Origin of the sequence: Micromonospora sp. WMMD967 (genome assembly GCF_029626165.1) — a bacterium.
GTDB lineage: Bacteria > Actinomycetota > Actinomycetes > Mycobacteriales > Micromonosporaceae > Micromonospora > Micromonospora taraxaci.
The window spans coordinates 7,084,597-7,105,971 of the sequence record NZ_JARUBK010000001.1 but is presented as its reverse complement, the minus strand read 5'-3'; the positions used below and the strand labels follow the sequence as shown (position 1 = coordinate 7,105,971).

The window sequence follows — 21,375 nt, the reverse complement described above, 5'->3', positions numbered from 1 at the left end:
GCGCTACCTGCGTCGGCAGGCCCGACGTGCCTGCGCGGCGCGACGTGCGTCGGCAGGTGTGGCGCGACGTGCGGCGGCAGGGGTGGTGGGGCTTGGGCCGTGTGCGAGGGTTGAGCACGCCAGCCCTTGGGCGTTGCCAAATGCCGCCGTGGATCCGACCGGCTGGGTGCGGCGGAGGAATCAGGGGCGGACGTCGGCGGGGCGATCGGTTGTCGGAAGACCGGCGGCGAGCCAGGCGTCGACACCGCCGATCATGTCGGTGGCGCGGCGTAGCCCCAGGGTCTGGAGGCTGGCGGCGGCCAGGCTGGAGCTGTAGCCCTGCCGGCACACCAGCACGATCTCCCGGTCGTAGCCGGTGGCCTCGGGGATCCGCCAGGCGCTGGCCGGATCGAGTCGCCATTCCAACACGGTCCGGTCGATGACGACCGCGCCCGGCAGGTCGCCCTGTTCGCGGCGCTGTTGTTCGGTGCGGGTGTCGACCAGCAGCGCACCGCCGCGGACCGCCTCGACGGTCTGCTGCGGAGTCAGTCGGTGCAGCCCGGCTCGGGCCTGTTCGAGCAGGGCGTCGATACCGGGGCTCATCACGTCTCGGAGCACCACCCGATGATGCCGATTCGGTAGCAGCCACGACGGCGAACGGGCCGCCCGTCACCCGTCGCCGCCCCAATTCCCCCGGACGTGACGGTGGCCGGTCAGGGGCGGTCAGCCGGACGTGTCAGTCCGGGCTCCCAGGCCCCGAACACCGCATGATCCGTCCGGAATCCACAGGTATCGCGGTGCCCCGGTGAGAGGGATGCCGCGACGTCGATGATTCGGAGTCGACCCTCCTGCGCATCGGCCGTGACGGCATACTGCGCTCATGCACCACGCGACCCCGCACAACCCGGGGCTTCGCCACGCGAGGCCGCGCTGAACCCGGAACCTGGCCGGCCGACCGTGGCAGTTGTCGAGGCGTACGCCGAATTGGCTCGTCGGATCCTCGCGGGCCCGGCGCGGTTGGGGCGGACCCGGCTGGTCGCTGTCGACGGGCCGAGCGGCGCGGGCAAGAGCCGGTTCGCCGCGCGCCTCGCGGACGCCCTGGCGGCGTTGCCCGGCGGCCGGCCGCCGGTGGTGCACACGGACGACCTGCTCGACGGGTGGGACGACCAGGTCAGCTTCTGGCCTCGGCTCGACGAGTGGGTGCTGTCCCCGCTGCGGGCGGGGAGGCCGGGGGCCTACCAGCGGTACAGCTGGGTGCGGCACCGCTTCCTGCCCCGGCCGGTTCCGGTTCCGGTGGCACCGGTGCTGGTGCTGGAGGGGGTCAGCGCCGCGCGTGCGGTGATCGGGCCGGAGCTGACCCTGGCCGTCTTCGTCACCGCGCCCGCGCCGTTGCGGCTGGCTCGCGCGGTCGCCCGGGACGGGCCGGAGATCCTGCCCGAGCTACGTCGGTGGCACGCCGGGGAGCGGGCGCACTTCGCCGCCGACGACACGGCTTCCCGGGCGGACCTGCTGGTGGACGGCGCGCCGGCATTGCCGCACGACGCGGACCGGTACTACGTGCGCGTTCGCTGAGCGGGGCATGGACGTCCGCCATCGGCTACGGCACGATGCGAGATGGCCGCCATCGGCACGGCCCGGTGGGCACGGCACGGGAACACCCAGGGCACGGCGATCGGGGGACTCATCATGTCGGCAACGGACACGCCCGCGCGGCGCCGGATCACTCTCACCGGCATCAGCTCACGGGCCTGGGAGCATCCCGCCGACCGGGGTGCCCTGGTCGCGTTGCGGGAGCTGCGCGGCTTCGACGACGTGCTGCGGTCGTTCTTCGGCATGTGGAACGAGCGGGGCTTCCGACTGTCCGTGCTGGCCTCGGGGATCCGGGTCGACCACCGGCAGTACCCGGCGGTGTGGCAGCGCTACACCGAGGCCGCAGCGGCGTTGGACGTGGCCGAACTGCCCGAGCTGTACGTGACCCAGTCGCCCTGGTTGGGTGCCGAGGCGGTCGGCCTGGAACGGCCGTTCATCGTGCTGAACTCCGCGTGCGTGCAGCAACTCGACGAGGACGAGCTGCGCTGCCTGCTCGGCCACGAGTTGGGGCACGTGGGCAGCGGGCACGCGGTCTACAAGACCATGCTCATGATCCTCACCCGGTGGGCGGCCAACCTGAGCTGGTTGCCGGTGGGCGCGATCGCGTTGCGGGCGATCATCGCAGCGATGCTGGAGTGGTGGCGCAAGGCGGAACTCTCCGCCGACCGGGCCGGCCTGCTCGCCGGGCAGGACCCGGCCGCCGCGCTGCGGCTGCTGATGAAGCTCGCCGGCGGCGGCGACCTGTCCCAGGTCGACACGACCGCGTTCCTGGAGCAGGCCGCCGAGTACGCCGGCGGCGGCGACCTGCGCGACAGCCTGCACAAGATCCGGATGACGGCGTGGAGCACCCACCCGGTGCCGGTGGCCCGCGCGGCGCAGCTGCGGCAGTGGATCGACTCCGGGGCGTACGGGCAGGTGCTGGCCGGGGACTATCCGCGCCGCGACGACGACGACTCGACACGCCTCACCGAGGAGATCAAGGCGGCTGCCGATTCGTACCGGGAGGAGTTCAGCCGATCCACCGACCCGCTGGTCGGGTTGCTGCGTCGGCTCGGCGACGGCGCCAGCGACGTCGGGGAGTGGGTGGGCGGCACCGCAGGGCGGGCCCGCTCGTGGGTGGACGCCGCCACCGAGGCCGCCGGCCGCGCACACCGCGCCGCCCCCGGCACGCGGGCAGGCACCGGGACGGCGGGCGGCGGTGACGGTACGGGCTCCGGCGGCGCACCCCGGTAAGGCCGGCATACGATGCCGGTCATGACCTCACCGATCATGTCCGAGTCCGAGGTGCGGGCCGCCGTCGAGCGGGAGATGCCCGGGGTACGCGCCGACCTGGAACGCCTCGTCCGCATTCCCGGCATCGCCTTCGAGGGTTTCGACCACTCGCACGTGGAACGTTCCGCCGAGGCGGTCGCCGAGCTGCTGCGCGGCTGCGGCCTGGACGTCGAGATCGTGCGTTCCGGCGGCCAGCCCGCGGTGATCGGCCGTCGGGCGGCCCCGCCCGGTGCGCCCACCGTCCTGCTCTACGCCCACCACGACGTGCAGCCGGTCGGCGACCGGTCGCTGTGGGAGTCCGACCCGTTCGAGCCGGTCGAGCGCGACGGCCGGCTCTACGCCCGGGGTGCCGCCGACGACAAGGCCGGCATCATGGCGCACGTCGCCGCACTGCGGGCGTACGGGGACGCGCTGCCGGTCGGCGTGGTGCTCTTCATCGAGGGTGAGGAGGAGTACGGCTCAGACTCGCTGGAGCAACTGCTGATCGATCACCGCGACGAGATCGCGTCGGACGTCATCGTGATCGCCGACTCCGGCAACTGGGACATCGGCGTACCGGCGTTGACCACCTCGCTGCGCGGCATCGTCAACTGCTTCGTCGAGGTGCGCACGCTGGACCACGCCGTGCACAGCGGCATGTTCGGCGGTGCCGTGCCGGACGCGCTCACCGCGCTGGTCCGGCTCCTGGCGACCCTGCACGACGACGCCGGTGACGTGGCCGTGGAAGGGCTGGTCGCCAAGGTGGGCGCCACCGTCGACTACCCCGAGGACCGGGTACGGGCCGAGGCCGGGCTGGCCGACGGCGTGCAGTTCATCGGCACCGGCCGGATCACCGACCGGATCTGGACCAAGCCCGCGCTGGCGGTGCTCGGCATCGACGCGCCGTCCACCGGCGAGGCGCCGAACGCCCTGGTGCCGGCCGCGAAGGCGAAGCTCAGCATCCGCCTGGCCCCGGGCGACGACCCCAAGCGGGCGTACGCAGCGGTGCGCGCGCACCTGGAGAAGCACGCGCCGTGGGGCGCCCAGGTGACTGTCAGCTTCGAACACGACGGCAACCCGTGCGTGATCGACGCGTCCGGGCCGATGTTCGACGCCGCCCGTTCGGCCTTCCGGGCCGCCTGGGACGGCACCGACCCGGTGGACATCGGCATCGGTGGTTCGATCCCGTTCATCGCCACGTTCCAGGAGATGTTCCCGAAGGCGGCGATCCTGGTGACCGGTGTCGAGGACCCGCACGCCCGCGCACACGGTCCGAACGAGAGCCTGCACCTGGGGGAGTTCGCCCGGGTCTGCCTCGCCGAGGCCCTGCTGCTGGGCAACGTCGCCGCTGCGGGAGACGCGGGCCGCTAGGCAAGCCCCGCACCCGATCCACCCGACCCACCCGATTCCACCCGTCCCCACGCCCCACCCGCCCGCACGCCCCACCCGCCCGCACGCCCCACCCGCCCCCACGCCCCGCCCCGCCCCGACCCGGCCCCAAGATCCGCGCAACATCCCGGATGGTGCTGCCTCAGACAAGCGGGAGGCACCAACAACAGTGATGTTGCGCGGATCTTGGCATCGGGGCGGGGCGGGGCGGGGCGGGGCGGGGTGGGGCGGGGTGGGGCCCGTGTGGGCAGGTTGGGTACCGACACGGCAACTTTGCGCCTGATCTGGCGCTTTACGGCGTGTCGGACGGTCATCTGTTGTAGGTTTTCGAACATGAGTACGAACGAGGTGATGGCCCGGTTGGGGGCCGCTGTCAGCGCACTGGGGGACGTCGATGTCTCCGCATGGTCCGAGGACACGCTCAACGAGCAGCTCGGTGAGCTCTCCGCCGCACTGGTCGCCCTCGACTCGGTGCTCTCCCGCGTCGCCGGCGAGGTCCGCGCCCGGGGGTTGCGCATCGAGGAGCCCGTCTCCGCGTAGGGCCTGTTCCAGGAGGAGTGGCGGGTCCGGACGACGACCGGCGGCGTTGCGGTCCGTCCGGATACCGGTGTGGTATCCGAACGGACCGCCCCTTGCCGGATCGCCGCCCGGGACTCCGCCCGGGACTCCGCCCGGGACTCCGCCCGGGACTCCGCCCGGGACTCCGCCCGGGACTCCGCCCGGGACTCCGCCCGGGACTCCGCCCGGGACTCCGCCCGGGACTCCGCCCGGGACTCCGCCCGGGACTCCGCCCGGGACTCCGCCCGGGACTCCGCCCGGGACTCCGCCCGGGACTCCGCCCGGGCTCGACCGCCCTCGGGAGGCCGGCCCTGATCGTCGTCCGCGTCCGCGGACGGCACCCTCCCGACACCGCCCGGGCACGGCAATGCCCGGGCGGTGTCGGAGGTGACTGGCAGGATGAGCTGCGTGCTGTTCCTCGACCTGGCAGCCACCTCCGCCGCCGTCGCCGCCACCAGCGGCCGGCGCGCCAAGGTGGAGCTGCTCGCTGATGCGCTGCGCCGGCTCGACCCGGGTGAGGTCGAGCCCGGTGCCGGCTATCTCGCCGGTGAGTTGCGCCAACGGCAGACCGGGGTGGGCTACGCGAGCCTGCGTGACCTGCCGGCGCCGGCCGCCGAGCCGACGTTGACGGTAGCGGGCGTGGACGCGGCCATCGAGCAGATCTCCGCCGCGCGGGGTTCGGGTTCGCAGTCCCGGCGGCGGGCGCTGCTCGGGGCTCTCTACGCGGCGGCTACCGCCGACGAGCAGCGACTCCTCACCGGTCTGTTCAGCGGTGAGCTGCGCCAGGGCGCCCAGGCGGGGCTGCTCGCCGACGCGGTGGCCCGGGCCGCCGAGGTGCCGGTGGCGACCGTCCGGCGGGCCCTGCTGCTCGCCGGTGACCTGCGCGTCGTCGCGGTGGCCGCGCTCACCGGGGGAGCCGCCGAGTTGGCCGGGTTCGGCCTCCAGGTCGGCCGTCCGCTGGCACCGATGCTCGCGCAGAGCGCCTCCTCGGTCGACGAGGCGCTCGCCGCGACCGGCACGCCGGCGGTGGTCGACGTGAAGCTCGACGGCATCCGCATCCAGGTGCACCGTTCCGGCGCCGACATCGCCGTCTTCACCCGCAGCCTCGACGAGATCACCGAACGGGTGCCCGAGGTGGTCGCCGCGGTCCGCGCCCTGCCGGGCCGCGAGTTGGTGCTCGACGGCGAGGCGATCGGCCTGGACGAGACGGGCCGGCCACTGCCGTTCCAGCAGACGTCGAGCCGGGCCGCCCGACGCACCACCCCCAGCACCACCGGGCGCACACCTGTCGCCCCGGCGGTGCTCGCGGCAGCCGCCACCACCGGCGCGACGGTGCTCACCCCGTACTTCTTCGACCTGCTGCACCTCGACGGCGAGGATCTGATCGACCTGCCCGGTCGGGAGCGGTGGGCTGCCCTCGCCGGGGCGGTGGACTCCTCACTGCTGGTCGGCCGGATGGAGGTCGACGGCCCTGAGCAGGCCGCCGCCGCGTTCGCCGCCGCACTCGACGCCGGGCAGGAGGGCGTGGTGGTCAAGGCCCCGGACGCCCCCTACGACGCCGGCCGCCGTGGTGCGGCCTGGGTCAAGGTCAAGCCCCGGCACACCCTCGACCTGGTGGTACTCGCCGTCGAGTGGGGCAGTGGCCGGCGCAAGGGATGGTTGTCCAACCTGCACCTGGGCGCACGCGACCCGCAGACCGGCGGCTTCGTCATGCTCGGCAAGACGTTCAAGGGGCTCACCGACGAGGTGCTGCGCTGGCAGACTGAGCGCTTCCTCGACCTGGCGGTGGAGCGCGGCGACTGGGTGGTGCGGGTCCGACCCGAGCAGGTTGTGGAAATCGCCTTCGACGGGGTGCAGACCAGCTCCCGCTATCCCGGCGGCATGGCGCTGCGCTTCGCCCGGGTGGTGCGCTACCGCGACGACAAGTCCGCCGCCGAGGCGGACACCATCGACGCCGTAAGGGCCATCCACGCCGGCCGTCCCACCGGTTGACTGGAAACGCCCACCCGATTCACCTGACGGACAGCGACCTTGCGTAGTTCACCTGGTTGTTCAGGTGCTGCACCTGCATCTGATCGCTGACCGGGATCCGCGCCACGTACTGCTGCGCGCCGCTGGTGACCGTCACCTGCACCGTGCCGTGGTGCCGGGTCTCCTTCACCAGCAGGAACAGGAGACTGAAGAACGCCAGGCAGAAGAAGCCGACGATGGCGCAGACCAGCGCCCAGGTCGCCACCTTCTCCTCGCGCTGCCAGTAGTCGGCCACGTGCCAGGTGGCGCCGGCCAGCGGCAGCACCCCGGCAGGGGTACGGATAAGCGGTGGGCACACGGCGATCTCGGCGATCTGCACCGCCACCACCTCCGGCCCGCCCGGGTAGCCGGCCAGGGCCGGGTTCGAAGTCATCGGGGTCGGTGGGTACGGCCCGACCGCCGGCCACGCCCCAGCCGGCAACGCTGGTGGCCCGGAGAACGGCGCGGGCGGGCCGGAGAACGGCGCTGGTGGCCCGGACAGCGGCGCGGGCGGGCCGGACAGCGGGGCGGGCGGGCCGGACAGTGGTGCGGCCGGGAACGGTGTCGTGGGCGGTGGCGTGGCGAACGGCGCGGTCGGCTGCTCGGCGGCCCACGGGTCGGTCGGCGGCTGCGTCTGGTGACCCGGAACCGGCTCGGGCAGTGGCGCCGTGGGATCCACGCTCATCGGCACCCCCAACGTGACGTGATCACCCGGCGGAGACTACCGGCTGCCGTGGTGTCCCGGGTGCCCCCGAGTGTCCGGTCGAGACGCCGGCACGGGCCCGGTCAGACGGACGCGCTCGGCGCGGGCTCGGCCGCCCGGTCCAGCGGTGCCTCGGCAGCGCCGAGACCGGCGGCTCGACGTGCCTCGCGGCGGGCCACCCAGCCGTAGCCGAACAGGGCCATCACCGCGAAGAGCCACCACTGCACGACGTAGCCGAAGTTCTGCCAGTTGTTGGCGTGGCCGACCGGCACCGCCTTGAACACCGGGTCGGCCGCCGGCGTCTGTTCGTCCAACAGGAGGTACGCGCCGTAGACGGGGTAGGGCAGCTCGGCGGCCAGCCGCGACACCCCGATCCGTCGGATTTCCAGTCGCCCGTCACGCCGCTCGGCGGCGCGGGCCCCGCTCTCGGTCTCGTGCACCCGGCCGACCACCGTCACGTCGCCGGTCGGCACCGCCGGCACCGTCGGCTGGGCGGTGGCCGCCCCACCCGGCGCCGGGGGGATCCAACCCTGGTCCACCAGCAGCGCCGTGCCGTCGGCGAGCACCAACGGGGTGAGCACCTCGAAGCCGACCCGGCTGTCCACCGTCCGGCCGCGGACCAGCACGGTGTTCGCCGGGTCGTACCTGCCGGTGACGGTGACCCGGGTCCAGACCTTCTCCTCGGCGGGGGCCGGGCCGACCGTCCCCGCCCCGCCGGTGGGGGCGGACAGTGCGTCGGCGAGCGGCCTCGGAGCCATCCGCTGGCCCGCGTCGATGCGCTCGTTGACCTCGGTACGCCCCCGGTAGCGGTCCAGCTGCCAGTTGCCGAGGAACACCATGACGGCGGCCGCGACCAGGGTCAGCGCGAGAGCGCCCAGCCAGCGTGGGCTCAGCAGGAACCGGTACACGGCACCGAGGCTACCCGTATGACGGACGCCACTGACCTGCACCGGGCCGGATCGGCGGCACGGTCGCGTCGCCGGCCCCGGTTGGCGGTGCTCGCGTCCGCAGCCGGGCGGGTATCGTCACGCCGACGGATCGGCCCCGGTCGTCCCGTCGCGTACCCGCCGCCGCTCGCGAGGAGTCGATGATGACCGTCGTGCCGCGCCTGGTGCTCAGCGCGCCGTCCTCCGGGCACGGTAAGAACGCGCTGGCGATCGGGCTGCTCGCCGCCCTGGCCGAGCGGGGGGTCGACGTCGCCGGATTCAAGCTCGGGCCGGACCCTGTCGACGCCGCGTACCTCGGTCTCGCCGCCGGTCGCCCGGGTCGGGTGATCGACCCCAGGCTGGTCGGCGTGGACCGACTCGCCCCGCTGGTGGCGCACGGCGCCGCCGGTGCCGGGCTCGCCGTGGTCCAGGGCAGCATGGGGCTGTACGACGCGGTCGGTGGTCGCCCCGAGCAGGAGTCCACCGCCGCTGCCGCCGCCGCGCTGCGCAGCCCGGTCGTGCTCGTCGTCGACGTGGCCGCCATGGGTCAGTCGGTGGCGGCCCTGGTGCACGGTTTCCGCTCGTACGACGAGCAGTTGTGGCTCGGCGGGGTGATCCTCAACCGGGTGGCGTCGTCGCGGCACGAAGCGTTGTTGCGCGAGGCGTTGGACGACGTGGGAGTCCCGGTCTACGGGGCGTTGCGCCGTCAGGACCTGCCGGCGGTGTTGCCGTCGCGTCGGCACGGTGTGGCACCGGTGGTGGACGGGTCCGCCGATGCCGCTCGTGCGGTCCGTCGGCTGGGCGAGGCGGTCGCCGCCACCGTCGACCTGGAACGTCTGCTCGGGCTGGCCCGTTCCGCTCCGCCGCTACCCGCCCCGGCCTGGTCTCCCGAGGAGGCCCTCGGTGCGTTCACCGCCCCGGTGGACCGTCCGCTGGTGGCGCTGGCCGGTGGACCGGGCGGCAGCTTCAGTTACCCGGAGACCGCCGAGTTGCTCCGGGCCGCCGGTGCCGAGGTCGTCGTCGTCGATCCGCTGCGTGACGAGACGTTGCCGGTCGGCACCCGCGCGCTGGTCGTCGGTGGCGCGCTTCCCGAGGCGTACGCCGAGCAGTTGTCGGCCAACCGGCGGCTCTGCATCGCGGTGGCCGAGTTGGCGCGGACCGGGCGGCCGGTGGTCGCCGAGGGCGCCGGGCTGCTGTGGCTGGCCCGGGAGTTGGACGGGTTGCCGATGTGCGGCGTCCTGGACGCGGTGGGTGTCAGCCGGGACGGCCTGGTGGCCGGCTACCGGGAGGCCACCGCCCAGACCGACAGCGTGGTCGCCGCCCAGGGCACGGTGTTGGTGGGTCACAAGGCGCACCGGGCGATCCTCACCCCGCGCGCTGGTCAGCGCCCGGCGTGGAGTTGGGACGGCGGCACGCCCGAGGGTTTCGTCTGGCGCAACGTGCACGCCTCACAGCTCACTCTGCACTGGGCGGCTCACCCGGCGACGGCGGCCCGGTTGGTCGCCGCCGCGGCGGCCGATCCGACGGCCGAGGCGGTGCCCGCGCAACCCGGGGTGCCGGTGTGATCGGTCAGGTGGCGGTACGCCGCTTTCCGGCGTTGACCGTTTCCACGCCGCGCACCGAGGTGCGTGGGCTCACCGCGGCGGACGCGGAGGCGGCCGGGGAGATCTTCGCCGACAAGCTGACCCGCCGCTGGTTGCCGTTGCCCGACGGTTCCGGCCCGATCGACGGGCACGCGTGGTGCACGGAGTTGGCCCGGCAGCGGCGGGACAGCGGCGACGGTGACCACTACGCGGTGCTCCGCCGCGAGGACGACCAGATGGTGGGCTCGCTCTGGACTCGGCGTACCGACTGGGGTGCCCGTCTCACCGAGATCTCCTACGCGATGGCGCCGCACGCGCGGGGCTTCGGTTTCGCCGCCGAGGCCGTCGACGCGGTGGCCATCGCGCTGATCCTGGAGCACGGGTTCCAGCGGGTGGAGCTGCGGGTGGCGCCCGGCAACCTGGCCTCGCGTCGGGTCGCCGAGAAGGCCGGGTTCAGCTACGAGGGTCTGCTGCGTAACGCCGGGCTGGTCGGCGGCAGCCGCGTGGACCTCGAACTCTGGTCGTTCGTCGCCGCCGACCTGCGCTGACCCGATCTGACCCGCGGGACCTGCGCCGGCCTGCGCCGGCCCGCGCGCGGTCAGCCGACGATCGCGTCCGACGGTGGGGTGAACTGGCGGGTCGGTGTGCCCTTCAGACCGTCGCGCAGGGTCTCGGCGACCGCCGCGATGGGGATCTGGGACTGACCGTCACCGACCGCGTTGAACGGGTTGTCCGGGTCGGAGATGAAGCTCGCCGCGGCCAACTCCGGGGTGTAGCCGACGAACCAGGCGGACCGGGTGCTGTCCGTGGTACCGGTCTTGCCGGCCACCGGGCGTCCGACGGTGCCCCGCACGCTGTCGGCGGTGGACCAGCCGCCGCAGCTCCCGCGCGCCGGGGTGTCCCCGGTGGGACAGCGGGCCGCGTCGGTGGCCGCCCGGGCGGCGTCCGCGCTGACCACCTGCCGGCACCGTGGCTTGGCCACCTCACGGTGGATGCCGCCCGGGGTGGCGTACGTGGCCGGTGTGCCGTCCCGGTTCATGATCGCCGAGACGGGGATCGCCTCGCAGTAACGGCCGTCGGCCGCGATGGCGGCGTACGCGTTCGCCATCTCCAGCGGTGTGGCGTCGGAGACGCCCAGGGTGAACGCACCCCACTTCTTCGCCTTGTCCGGGGACGCGTGGTCCCGGTCCACGTCGGTACGCCAGCGCAGCCCGAGCTGCTCGGCCAACCGGACCGCCCGGTCCGCGCCGACCTTCTCCTCCAGCCACACGAAGTACGTGTTGACCGACTTGCCGAAGCCGGACCACATCGTCTGCTGGCCGGTCATCGCGCCGCTGGCGTTGGAGGGCGACCAGCCGTCGTAGACCTCGGACCGGTAGCGGTGCGGGGCGTTGAACGTGGTGGAGAGCGGCATCCCCGCGTCGAGCGCGGCGAGCATCGGGAACATCTTGAACGTCGACCCCGCCTGGTAGCCCGCCAGGTCACCGCCGCCGAGCAGCGGGGCCACCGTGTTCGGGTAGTTGGCCTTCACCTTCGGCCCGGCCTCGGGGTTGGAGCTGGGTGGGTTCTCGGCCAGGTCCAGTGAGTACGTCCGGTTCACCGCCATCGCCTTGACCCGACCGGTGCCCGGCTCGGAGACGACGATCCCGTTGGCGAACGGGCTGCCGGTGGCCTCCTTGGCCCCGACGTTCTTCTCCGCCGCCGCCTGGATCTTCGGGTCGAGGCTGAGCACGATCCGGTAGCCGCCCCGACGGAGCTTGTCCATCCGTTCGAGCCGGTTCGCCCCGAACGCGGGCTGCGCGCTCCACCAGTTCTTCAGGTAGTCGCAGGCGAAGCCCCAGCTGTTGTACTTCTCCGACACGGCGGCGCAGTCGTGCGGCGGGGTCGTCAGCTTCAGCCGGATGGGCTCGGACTTGGCGGCGGCGGCCGAGTCGGGTGAGAGGTACCCGAGTCGGCTCATCTGGTCCAGCACGTAGTTGCGTCGCCCGGTGGCCTCCTTCTGGTCGGAGTCCGCCGGGTCGTACTCGGACGGGGACTTGACCAGGCCGGCGAGGGTGGCGGCCTCGACCGGGGTGAGGTTCTTCGGGGTCTTGGAGAAGAAGATCTCGCTGGCGGCGTAGATGCCGTACGCCCGGTGCCCGAAGTACGCCGAGTTGAGGTAGCGCTCCAGGATCTGGTCCTTGCTCATCTCCTTCTCCAGGTCCAGCGCCATCCGCATTTCCTTGACCTTGCGCAGGCTGGTCTGCTGGGTGGCCTCCTGGACCTCCTTGGGGGTGGTCGCGCTGTCGCGCAGGGCCATCCGGACGTACTGCATGGTCAGGGTGGACGCGCCCTGGGAGACGCCGCTGGACCGGGCGTTCGCCACGAAGGCGCGCGCCACGCCCTTCGGGTCGACGCCGTGGTGCTGGTAGAAGCGGTTGTCCTCGGCGGCGACGATCGCCTGGAGGATGTTCGGCGACATGTCCGACAGCTTCGTGTACTGCCGGTACTCCTCGTAGAACATGGTCAGCACGGTCTTGCCGTCCGGCGCGTAGACGTACGAGGTCTCGGCGGGCAGGGCGGTGGTGAGGATCTTGGTCTTCTGCTCCACGGCGTGCGCGGTGGCCTTTGCGCCGAGCCCGGTGAGGGCGACCAGTGGGTACGCGGCGGCGGCGATCACGATTCCGGCGATCAGCCCGGCGCGGAGGAGAGGGACGAGTCGACCTGCGGCAGTAAGGGGTCGGTTACTCACATGGCCAAGTTATGACATTTCCGATTCGTACCTGAGAAGAACTCATAAACCGACGAGTGGTGACGTGGCTTACGTCGAGATCGTCTGTCCCACCGGCCGCCTTCCCGGAAGGATCGCGGACATGCCCGAGCCGATCGCCGCTTCCGAGCCCGACCTGGCGCACCACGGTGACGTCGAGGTCGGCGACGGCCTGATCGACCTCGCCGTCAACGTCCGCCAGGCACGGCCGCCCGCCTGGCTGGCCGACCCGATCGCCGCCACCCTGTCCGACCTGGCCCGCTACCCGGACCCGGCGCCGGCCCGGGCCGCGGTCGCCGCCCGACACCGCCGTCACCCGAACGAGGTGCTGCTCACCGCCGGTGCCGCCGAGGGCTTCGTACTGATCGCGCAGGCACTTCGCGGCGTACGCCGGCCGGTGGTGGTGCACCCGCAGTTCACCGAGCCGGAGGCGGCACTACGGGCCGCCGGGCACCCGGTCGAGCGCGTCCTGCTGGACCCTGCCGACGACTTCCGGCTCGACCCGTCCCGGGTGCCCGCCGACGCGGACCTGGTGATGATCGGCAACCCGACGAACCCGACCTCGGTGCTGCACCCCGCGCAGACGCTCGCCGCGCTGGCCCGCCCCGGCCGGGTGCTGGTCGTCGACGAGGCGTTCGCCGACACCACCCTCGCCACCGGGCACCCGGGCGAACCGGAGTCGTTGGCCGAGCGGCGCGACCTGCCGGGGCTGCTCGTGCTGCGCAGCCTCACCAAGACGTGGGGCCTGGCCGGCCTGCGGATCGGCTACCTGCTCGGTGCGCCGGAGTTGCTGTCCCGGCTGGCCGCCGTCCAGCCGCTCTGGGCCGTCTCCACACCGGCGTTGGCCGCCGCGTCGGCCTGCGCCACCACCGTCGCGGTCCAGGCCGAACGCGCGATCGCCGCCGACCTCGCCGCCGACCGCGACCACCTGGTCGCCCGCCTGCAAGAGCTGCCCGGTGTACGCGTCGTCGGCCGTCCCGCCAGCGCGTTCGTCCTGCTGCACCTGCCGGGCGCGAGCGCGGTCCGAGCCGCCCTGCGTGAGCGCGGCTGGGCGGTCCGCCGAGGCGACACGTTCCCGGGCCTCGGGCCGGACTGGCTGCGCGTGGCGGTACGCGACCGAAACACCACCGACGCTTTCACCGAGGTGCTGCGCGAGATCATGGAGGCATGATGTTGGAGACCACGATCGCGGCGATCCGCCCGGCTGACGAGACGGCCATGGCCGCCGCCCGTGAGCTGCACGGCCGGCTCACCAAACCGGCGGGCTCGCTGGGGGCCCTGGAGGACCTCTCGGTACGCCTCGCCGGCCTGGCCGGGGCCTGCCCGCCGCCGTTGCCCGAGCCGGCCGCGGTGGCGATCTTCGCCGGTGACCACGGGGTGCACGCCCAGGGGGTCAGCCCGTGGCCGCAGGAGGTCACCGCGCAGATGATCGGCAACTTCCTGGCCGGCGGGGCAGTGGTCAACGCGTTCGCCCGGCAGGCCGGCGCGTCGGTCACAGTTGTCGACGTCGGGGTGGCCACCCCGCTGTCCGCCGGACCGGTGTCCGACCCGGCTGTGCTGGACCCGGCCGTGCCCCGGTTGGTCGTCGCGTCGGTCCGCCGGGGCACCCGCGACCTCGCGGTGACCGCCGCGCTGACCCGGGACGAGGCGCTGGCGGCGGTGCAGACCGGCGTCCGGATCGCGGACGAGCTGATCGACGCGGGTGCCCGGATCCTGCTCACCGGTGACATGGGTATCGGCAACACCACCCCGGCCGCCGCCCTGATCGCCGCGTTCACAGGTGTCGACGCGTTGGACGCCACCGGTCGGGGCACCGGGGTCGACGACCCGACGTACGCCCGCAAGGTGGGAGTGGTGCGGGCGGCGTTGGCCCGACACGCACCCGACCCGAGCGACCCGCTCGGTGTGCTGGCCGCTGTCGGTGGCCTGGAGCACGCCGCCCTGGCCGGGCTGATCCTGGGCGCGGCGGCCCGCCGTACCCCGGTGCTGCTGGACGGCGTGATCGCGGTGTCCGCCGCGCTGGCCGCCGCCGCGTTCGCCCCGGACGCGGTCGGCGCCATGGTCGCCGGCCACCGTTCGGCCGAGCCGGGTGCGACGGTCGCACTGCGGCACCTGGGTCTCGTACCCCTCGTCGACCTGGGGCTGCGCCTCGGCGAGGGCACCGGTGCGCTACTGGCGTTGCCAGTGGTCACCGGTGCCGTCCGGGTGCTGCACGAGGTCGCCACCTTCGACTCCGCCGGTGTGGCCGAGAAGTGACGACGCGCAGCGGACGAGCCGCCCGCCCCGGTGGTGCGGCGTGACCTCCAACCCGTACCCCCTCGGTCTGCGGCTCGACGGGCGGCGGGTGGTCGTGGTGGGTGGCGGCGCGGTCGCCACCCGACGCGTACCCGCGCTGCTGGACGCCGGTGCGGACGTCCTGCTGGTGGCACCGGAGCTGACTCCGGCGCTGCGTGCCCGGGCCGACGCGGGTCGGCTGCACTGGGTGCCGCGCCGGTTCGCGCCCGAGGACCTGGACGGCGCCTGGCTGGTCCAGGTCGCCATCGACGACCCGGTCGCGGCGGCCTCGGTGAGCGCCCTCGCCGCCGAGCGACGGATCTTCTGCGTCCGGGCCGATGACCGGTCGGCCGCCACCGCCTGGACTCCGGCGGTGACCCGCCACGGCCCGGTCACGGTGGCGGTGCTCGGCGGCGGTGACCCCCGTCGGGCGATGACCGTCCGCGACGCGATCCGCGACCTGCTCGCCGCCCGCCTCGCGCCGGGCGGGAGTGCTCGGCCGCAGAGCCAGTCCGACACCGAGGTGACGAGCGCGGCGATCGGCGCTACTGCGGCCGGGACGCCCGGCGCGACCGGTGCCCCCGGTGACATCGGGGCGCCCGCTGGGCGGCAGGTCGGGCGGGTGGCGCTGGTCGGGGCGGGGCCGGGGGACCCGGAGCTGATCACCGTGCAGGGCTGGCGGTTGCTCACCGAGGCGGACGTGGTGGTCGCCGACCGGCTGGTGCCCGGGCTGCTCCTGGACGAGTTGCGCCCCGACGTGGAGCTGGTGGACGCCTCGAAGATCCCCTATGGGCCGTCCCGGGCGCAGGAGGAGATCAACCAGATCCTGGTCGACCGTGCCCTGGCGGGCGCCTTCGTGGTGCGGCTCAAGGGCGGCGACCCGTACGTCTTCGGTCGGGGCGGTGAGGAGCTGCTGGCCTGCGCGGAAGCCGGTGTGCCGGTGACCGTCGTGCCCGGGGTGACCAGCTCGATCGCCGCCCCGGCGGCCGCCGGGATCCCGGTCACCCACCGTGGGGTGGCGCACGAGTTCACGGTGGTCTCGGGGCACCTGGCACCCGACGCGCCGGCGTCGCTGGTGCGCTGGGACGCCCTCGCCGGTCTACGCGGCACGTTGGTGATCCTGATGGGATTGAAGAACCTCGCCGCCATCAGCGAGACCCTGATCGCCCACGGCCGGCCGCCGCAGACGCCGGCCGCGGTGGTGCAGGAGGCCACGACGGGCGCCCAGCGGGTGCTGCGGTCCACGCTCGACGCGGTGGCCGCCGATGTGCTCGCCGCCGACCTACGCCCGCCCGCCGTCGTCGTGGTGGGCGACGTGGTGCACACCCTCGACGAGGGCCCGCGCCCCTCATGATCAAGTGATGAAAAGTAGCTACCCGGGCAGATTCTGAGCTACTTCTCATCACTTGATCATGGAAAGTGCAGAGGGGCTGGAGCGCTCGCGCTCCAGCCCCTCTGTCACGTCAACTACTGCTTGAGCATGTTGTCCAGCAGCAGGGCACAGCGGATCAGCCCGAGGTGGCTGTACGCCTGCGGGTGGTTGCCCAGGCCGCGCTCGGCGAGCGGGTCGTACTGCTCGGGGAGCAGGCCGGTCGGGCCGGCGGTGAGCACCATCTGCGCGAACAACTCCTCGGCGTCGGTGCGGCGCCCGGTGCGCAGGTACGCCTCGATCAGCCACGCCGTGCAGATGTGGAAGCCGCCCTCGCGGCCGGGCAGGCCGTCATCCCAGTGGTAGCGGTAGACGACCGGGCCGCTGCGCAGGTCCGCCTCGATCCGCAGGACCGTGGACAGGAAGCGCGGGTCGTCACCCGGGAGCAGGCCGGAGAGCCCGATCCAGAGCGACGAGGCGTCCATGTCCTCATCCCCGTACGCGACGCTGTACGCCTCGACGTCTTCGTGCCAGCCGTGCTCCAGCACGTTGGCGCCGATCCGGTCGCGCAGGTCCTTCCACTCGGGCCGGTCCTCGCCACCGTGCTCGCGCATCACGTGCAACGCACGGTCGACGGTCATCCAGCACATCACCTTGGAGAACACGTGGTGCCGGGGTGGCAGCCGCGCCTCCCAGATGCCGTGGTCGGGTTCGTGCCAGCGCCGACGGACCGCCTCGACCATGTTCTCCAGGACGCGCCACTCGTCGTCGCGTACCGAGCCGCGAGCGTCGGCGACGGCCGCGATCAGGTCGGCGATCGGCCCGAAGACGTCCAGTTGGAGCTGGTGGTTGGCGAGGTTGCCGACCCGGACCGGCCGGGAGCCGGCGTACCCGGGCAGCGTGTCGATGACCGCTTCCGCGCCCAGCTCGTACCCGTCGATGGTGTAGAGCGGGTGCAGCCGTTCGGGGTGACCGCCGGTGCGCTCGATGCAGCCGTCCACCCAGCGCAGGAACGCCTCGGCCTCCTCGATGGAGCCCAGGTCGACGAGCGAGCGGGCGGTCAGCGCGGCGTCGCGCAGCCAGCAGTAGCGGTAGTCCCAGTTGCGGACGCCACCCAGCTCCTCGGGGAGCGAGGTGGTCGCCGCGGCCAGGATCGAGCCGGTGGCCTCGTGGCAGAGCCCGCGCAGGGTGAGGGCGCTGCGCGCGACCAGCTCGCGGGAGGTGGACGGCAGCCGCAGCGAGGCCACCCAGTCCTTCCACGGCTGTTCGGCGGCGGCCTGCCGCTCGTGGATCGGCACCCGGTGGTGCTCCAGGCTGTGCGTGCCGAAGCGCAGCTCCAGCACGACCTGCCCGCCGGCGGCGGAGAGGTCGACGACCGCCTTGGCGGTCTCGTACCCACCGTCGTTGCGGACCTCCCACTGCAGGCCGGGAGCGTAGAGCGCGACCGGCTCGTTGGAGCCGAGCACCAACAGGCCGTCGCCGATCGGCTGCAACTGCACGGCGACCTGCCCGAACTCGGGCCGGGGCGCGAACTCGACCAGGGCCTTGCCGCTGCCGGTGAGCACCCGGACCAGTGTCGAGTCGCCGGTGATGACCGCCGGGCTGTCGTCCGGGGTGGTCTCCCGGGCCGGCTTGTCCAGCCAGTCGGTGACGGTGAGCCCGGACCACCGGGTCTCCACCGTCATCGTGCCGGAGCGGTAGCGCTGGCCCAGCGGGATGCCGCCGCGCTCCGGGGCGACGCTGAAGTGACCGGCCGGGCTGCCGCCGACCAGGTCGGCGAAGATCGCCGCCGAGTCCGGCTTGGGGTGGCAGAGCCAGCTCACCTTGGCTTCGGGGGTGAGCAGGGCGACGGTACGACCGTTGGACAGCATCGAGTGCCGTTCGATCGGCACCGCCCGCTCGCCGAACAGCCAGTGCCGGCGGGTCTCCAGCAGCAGCGCCAACGCCCGCGCGGCCTCCAGCGGGTCGCCGACCCGGTAACCGGCCTGGGTGTCCCCGGGACCGATCTTGATGCCGAGGTCGGGGCCGTGCAGGTGGCCGAACGCGTTCTCGTCGGTGATGTCGTCACCGATGAACAGCACCGCGCTGGCGGCGAGCTGGGTCCGTAGCTGGTCGACGGCGGTGCCCTTGTGGGTGGCCACGACGGAGAGCTCGATGACCTCCTTGCCCTGGGTCACCGTGACACCGTCGAAGGTGGCCGGGCCGTTGCGGACCGCCTCGATGGCGGCGGCGGCCACCTCCGGGTCGATGCCGCGGGTGTGCATCGCGACGCTTGCCGGTTTGCGTTCCAACCGGATGCCCGGGTGGTCGGCGGCGATGTCGCGGAGCGCATTACGGACCCGGGTACGCACCGCGACCAGCTCGGGGGAGAGCCGCTCGACGAAGCCGATGTCGAACTCGGAGCCGTGGCTGCCGACGAGGTGCACCTCGCTGGGCAGCCGGGAGAGTGCGGCCAGGTCCCGCAGTGCCCGGCCGGAGACCACCGCCACGGTGGTCTGCGGCAGCGCGGCCAGCGCGCGGACGGCGGCGACCGCCTCGGGCAGTGGGACGGCGGTGCTCGGGTCCTCCACGATCGGCGCGAGTGTGCCGTCGTAGTCGCAGGCGACCAGGAGTTGGGGGACCCGGGCGATCCGCCCGATGGCGGCGCGCAGCTCGGGGTCCATCACCCCGGTGGCGATCGCCGCCCCATCGTTGACGGACGTGTTCACTCGGCCTCCGCCTCCGGAACTCCGAGTTCGGAGAGGAAGGACTTGGCCCAGTGGCCCACGTCGTGGGTACGCAGGTGACGTTGCATTGTCCGCATCCGGCGGCGCGCCTCGGTTTTCTCCACGTGCACTGCCCGGAGCAGGGCGTCTTTGACCGCGTCCGGGTCGTGCGGGTTGCACAAAAATGCCTGGCGAAGCTCGGTGGCGGCGCCGGCGAACTCACTGAGCACGAGCGCGCCACCCTGGTCGGCACGTGATGCTACGTATTCCTTCGCCACGAGGTTCATCCCGTCTCGCAGCGGGGTCACCATCATGACGTCGGCAGCAACATACATCGCGGCCAGTTCACTGCGACTGTACGACTGATGCAGGTAATGCACGGCCGGCACGCCGACCCTGCCGAACTCGCCGTTGATGCGACCGACCTCGCGTTCCACCTTCACGCGAAGTGCCTGGTAGTGCTCCACGCGCTCGCGACTGGGTGTGGCCACCTGGACCATGACCGCGTCGGGGACTGTCAACTTTCCGTCAGCCAGCAGCTCGCGGAAGGCCTTGAGTCGCAACTCGATGCCCTTGGTGTAGTCCAGCCGGTCCACCCCGAGGATGATCGTCTTCGGGTCGCCCAGCTCGGCGCGGATCTGCTTGGCCCGCGCCTGGATGGCCGGGTCGGCGGCCATCCGCTCCATCTCCTGGGTGTCGATCGAGATGGGGAAGGCGCCGGCCTTCACCTGCCGACCGTCGACCTGGATCATCTGCCCCTCGTAGCGCAGCCCGAGCAGGTGCCGGGCCAGCCGGACGAAGTTCTGCGCGGCCAACCGCTGTTGGAAGCCGACCAGGTCGGCGCCGAGCAGGCCGCGCAGGATTTCGGTACGGAACGGCATCTGCATGAACAGCTCGATCGGCGGGAACGGGATGTGCAGGAAGAACCCGATCCGCAGGTCCGGACGCAGCTCACGGAGCATCGCCGGGACCAGTTGCAGCTGGTAGTCCTGCACCCAGACCGTGGCGCCCTCGGCCGCGACGTCCGCCGCGGCCTCCGCGAACCGGGCGTTGACCAGGCGGTACGCCTCCCGCCACCGGCGCTTGTAGGCAGGTGTCTCCACCGCGTCGTGGTAGAGCGGCCAGATCGTCGCGTTGGACTGGCCCTCGTAGTAGCGCTCCAGCTCCTCGGCGCTGAGCGGAACCGGGTGCAGCCGGATCCCCTCCAGGTCGAACGGGTCGGGGGCCGGGCCGGTGCCGCCGGCCCAGCCGACCCAGGTGCCCTGGTGCTCGGCGAGTACGGGATGCAGGGCGGTGACCAGCCCACCAGGGCTACGCCGCCACTGCCGTCCCTCGGGTGTGCTCACCTCGTCGACCGGCAGACGGTTCGCCACTACGACAAAGGAGCTACGGACGGTCACGATCGGCCACCTCCAGGTACTGACGGGTCCACCGCGATGAGCGTACTGAGCGTAGCTGCGGCGTCTTGTGCCTAGTGCCGGAGTCTCCTACCCGCCTCGGTCTGACCGAACCCCTAAGGTGATCTTCTCGACAGCCGAGCTGGTCAGAGGTCGATGATCGGCCACTCCTTGGGCAGCACCTCGCCCAGCAGTTCCCGCCGATCCGTCATGATCGGCGTGATCGCCCGAGCGGCCTCCATCGCAACCTGGGCCAGGTCCATGGCCGGCACATCGCGCAACCACAGACCCAAGGCGGCCGAGCAGTCCGCGCTCAGGGCTCTGGTAACCGTCGGACGTAGGGCGGCGAGGAGATCCAGCGCCCACCAGCCCTCCTGAGGAGTTTGCCGATAGTAGGTGGCCAGGCAGGCGGCCGGAATGATCACCGTGAGTCGGCGATCGGAGGCCGCCGAGATGCCAGCGGCGACCTCCTCATTGCCGCTGGCGAAGGCCAGTAGCGCCGGTGTGTCCAGCACGAATGCCGATCCGGTGCATGCCGACGCGGATGCGTCCGGTGTGCCCGCCCTGGATCCTGCGACGAGGGCACGCAGCTTCGTTGTGATCTGCGCCAGCGCCCTGTCCAATACCCGCTCGGCCTCCAGCAACCGAGCCGGCGAGAGCGCGAAACCCACCTGCCGAAGTGTGTGCAGGGTGCGCTCGCTGGCCATGTTCTCTCGTACGCACTCCACCACGAAGGTCGAGATATCCGGTTTCTCGGCCAGCCAGTCGGCCAGCTCGTCCGGCACTTCGATGTCGAACTCGGTGGACATCGAGCCACGGTAGAAAACGGACTGTTGAGGGGCAACGCGGCGCGCCCGCGTACTCCTGGGGCGGGGTGATGTGGGCGAAGCGC

Annotated in this window: 17 protein-coding genes; 10 read left to right on the top strand and 7 right to left on the bottom strand. The window is 72.7% G+C overall.

The window, feature by feature from the left end; genetic code table 11:
* Positions 1-180: 180 nt before the first annotated feature.
* Positions 181-582: a rhodanese-like domain-containing protein gene (locus O7631_RS32025; protein WP_278148086.1), complete on the bottom strand. Its 402-nt coding sequence runs from the start codon at positions 580-582 to the stop codon at positions 181-183.
* A 225-nt stretch (positions 583-807) separates the two neighbouring features.
* Between O7631_RS32025 and O7631_RS32020 the strand changes: the two genes are divergently transcribed.
* The 5 genes from O7631_RS32020 (at position 808) to O7631_RS32000 (ending at position 6,759) form a co-directional block, all read left to right on the top strand.
* Entirely contained in the window at positions 808-1,551 is a 744-nt protein-coding gene (locus O7631_RS32020) for a hypothetical protein (RefSeq protein WP_278147642.1), read from the top strand.
* A gap of 114 nt (positions 1,552-1,665) precedes the next feature.
* Complete coding sequence (locus O7631_RS32015; protein ID WP_278147641.1) at positions 1,666-2,802, top strand: M48 family metallopeptidase; 1,137 nt, start codon at positions 1,666-1,668, stop codon at positions 2,800-2,802.
* 36 nt (positions 2,803-2,838) lie between these two features.
* On the top strand, positions 2,839-4,191 hold the full coding sequence (locus O7631_RS32010) for a dipeptidase (RefSeq protein ID WP_278148085.1): 1,353 nt from the start codon (positions 2,839-2,841) through the stop codon (positions 4,189-4,191).
* 351 nt (positions 4,192-4,542) lie between these two features.
* The gene (locus O7631_RS32005; RefSeq protein ID WP_030333429.1) at positions 4,543-4,749 is read left to right on the top strand and encodes a hypothetical protein; all 207 of its coding nucleotides are present in this window, start codon (positions 4,543-4,545) and stop codon (positions 4,747-4,749) included.
* A 417-nt stretch (positions 4,750-5,166) separates the two neighbouring features.
* The gene (locus O7631_RS32000; protein ID WP_278147640.1) at positions 5,167-6,759 is read left to right on the top strand and encodes an ATP-dependent DNA ligase; all 1,593 of its coding nucleotides are present in this window, start codon (positions 5,167-5,169) and stop codon (positions 6,757-6,759) included.
* 19 nt (positions 6,760-6,778) lie between these two features.
* Here O7631_RS32000 and O7631_RS31995 read toward each other — a convergent pair whose 3' ends face one another.
* Together O7631_RS31995 and O7631_RS31990 are read right to left on the bottom strand one after the other, a co-directional pair.
* Positions 6,779-7,462: a hypothetical protein gene (locus O7631_RS31995; RefSeq protein ID WP_278147639.1), complete on the bottom strand. Its 684-nt coding sequence runs from the start codon at positions 7,460-7,462 to the stop codon at positions 6,779-6,781.
* Between the two features lie 101 nt (positions 7,463-7,563).
* Complete coding sequence (locus O7631_RS31990) at positions 7,564-8,388, bottom strand: SURF1 family protein (RefSeq protein ID WP_278147637.1); 825 nt, start codon at positions 8,386-8,388, stop codon at positions 7,564-7,566.
* Positions 8,389-8,570: 182 nt separating this feature from the next.
* Between O7631_RS31990 and O7631_RS31985 the strand changes: the two genes are divergently transcribed.
* Both O7631_RS31985 and O7631_RS31980 read left to right on the top strand, forming a co-directional pair.
* Complete coding sequence (locus O7631_RS31985; RefSeq protein WP_278147636.1) at positions 8,571-9,971, top strand: cobyrinate a,c-diamide synthase; 1,401 nt, start codon at positions 8,571-8,573, stop codon at positions 9,969-9,971.
* Positions 9,968-10,537: a GNAT family protein gene (locus tag O7631_RS31980; protein WP_278147635.1), complete on the top strand. Its 570-nt coding sequence runs from the start codon at positions 9,968-9,970 to the stop codon at positions 10,535-10,537. Before O7631_RS31985 ends, O7631_RS31980 begins: the two co-directional genes overlap by 4 nt.
* A 50-nt stretch (positions 10,538-10,587) precedes the next feature.
* Here the strand turns inward: O7631_RS31980 and O7631_RS31975 are convergent, their stop codons facing one another.
* Entirely contained in the window at positions 10,588-12,720 is a 2,133-nt protein-coding gene (locus O7631_RS31975) for a transglycosylase domain-containing protein (RefSeq protein ID WP_278147634.1), read from the bottom strand.
* A gap of 121 nt (positions 12,721-12,841) precedes the next feature.
* On the opposite strand from O7631_RS31975, the gene cobC reads away from it, so the two are divergent.
* The 3 genes from cobC to cobA are packed head-to-tail and all read left to right on the top strand — an operon-like array spanning position 12,842 to position 16,366.
* Positions 12,842-13,909, top strand: a complete 1,068-nt coding sequence (gene cobC / locus O7631_RS31970) for an Rv2231c family pyridoxal phosphate-dependent protein CobC (protein WP_278147633.1) — start codon at positions 12,842-12,844, stop codon at positions 13,907-13,909.
* Entirely contained in the window at positions 13,909-14,994 is a 1,086-nt protein-coding gene (cobT, locus tag O7631_RS31965) for a nicotinate-nucleotide--dimethylbenzimidazole phosphoribosyltransferase (RefSeq protein ID WP_278148084.1), read from the top strand. The genes cobC and cobT overlap by 1 nt, the downstream gene beginning before the upstream one ends.
* Before the next feature lie 40 nt (positions 14,995-15,034).
* Positions 15,035-16,366, top strand: a complete 1,332-nt coding sequence (gene cobA, locus O7631_RS31960) for a uroporphyrinogen-III C-methyltransferase (RefSeq protein ID WP_278147632.1) — start codon at positions 15,035-15,037, stop codon at positions 16,364-16,366.
* 113 nt (positions 16,367-16,479) lie between these two features.
* On the opposite strand, the gene otsB is transcribed toward cobA, so the two are convergent.
* The 3 genes from otsB to O7631_RS31945 all read right to left on the bottom strand — a co-directional run bounded on the left by otsB (position 16,480) and on the right by O7631_RS31945 (position 21,292).
* On the bottom strand, positions 16,480-19,044 hold the full coding sequence (otsB, locus tag O7631_RS31955; protein WP_278148083.1) for a trehalose-phosphatase: 2,565 nt from the start codon (positions 19,042-19,044) through the stop codon (positions 16,480-16,482).
* 41 nt (positions 19,045-19,085) lie between these two features.
* Complete coding sequence (locus O7631_RS31950; protein ID WP_088987997.1) at positions 19,086-20,486, bottom strand: trehalose-6-phosphate synthase; 1,401 nt, start codon at positions 20,484-20,486, stop codon at positions 19,086-19,088.
* Positions 20,487-20,629: 143 nt separating this feature from the next.
* The gene (locus O7631_RS31945; protein ID WP_278147631.1) at positions 20,630-21,292 is read right to left on the bottom strand and encodes a hypothetical protein; all 663 of its coding nucleotides are present in this window, start codon (positions 21,290-21,292) and stop codon (positions 20,630-20,632) included.
* Positions 21,293-21,375: the final 83 nt, after the last annotated feature.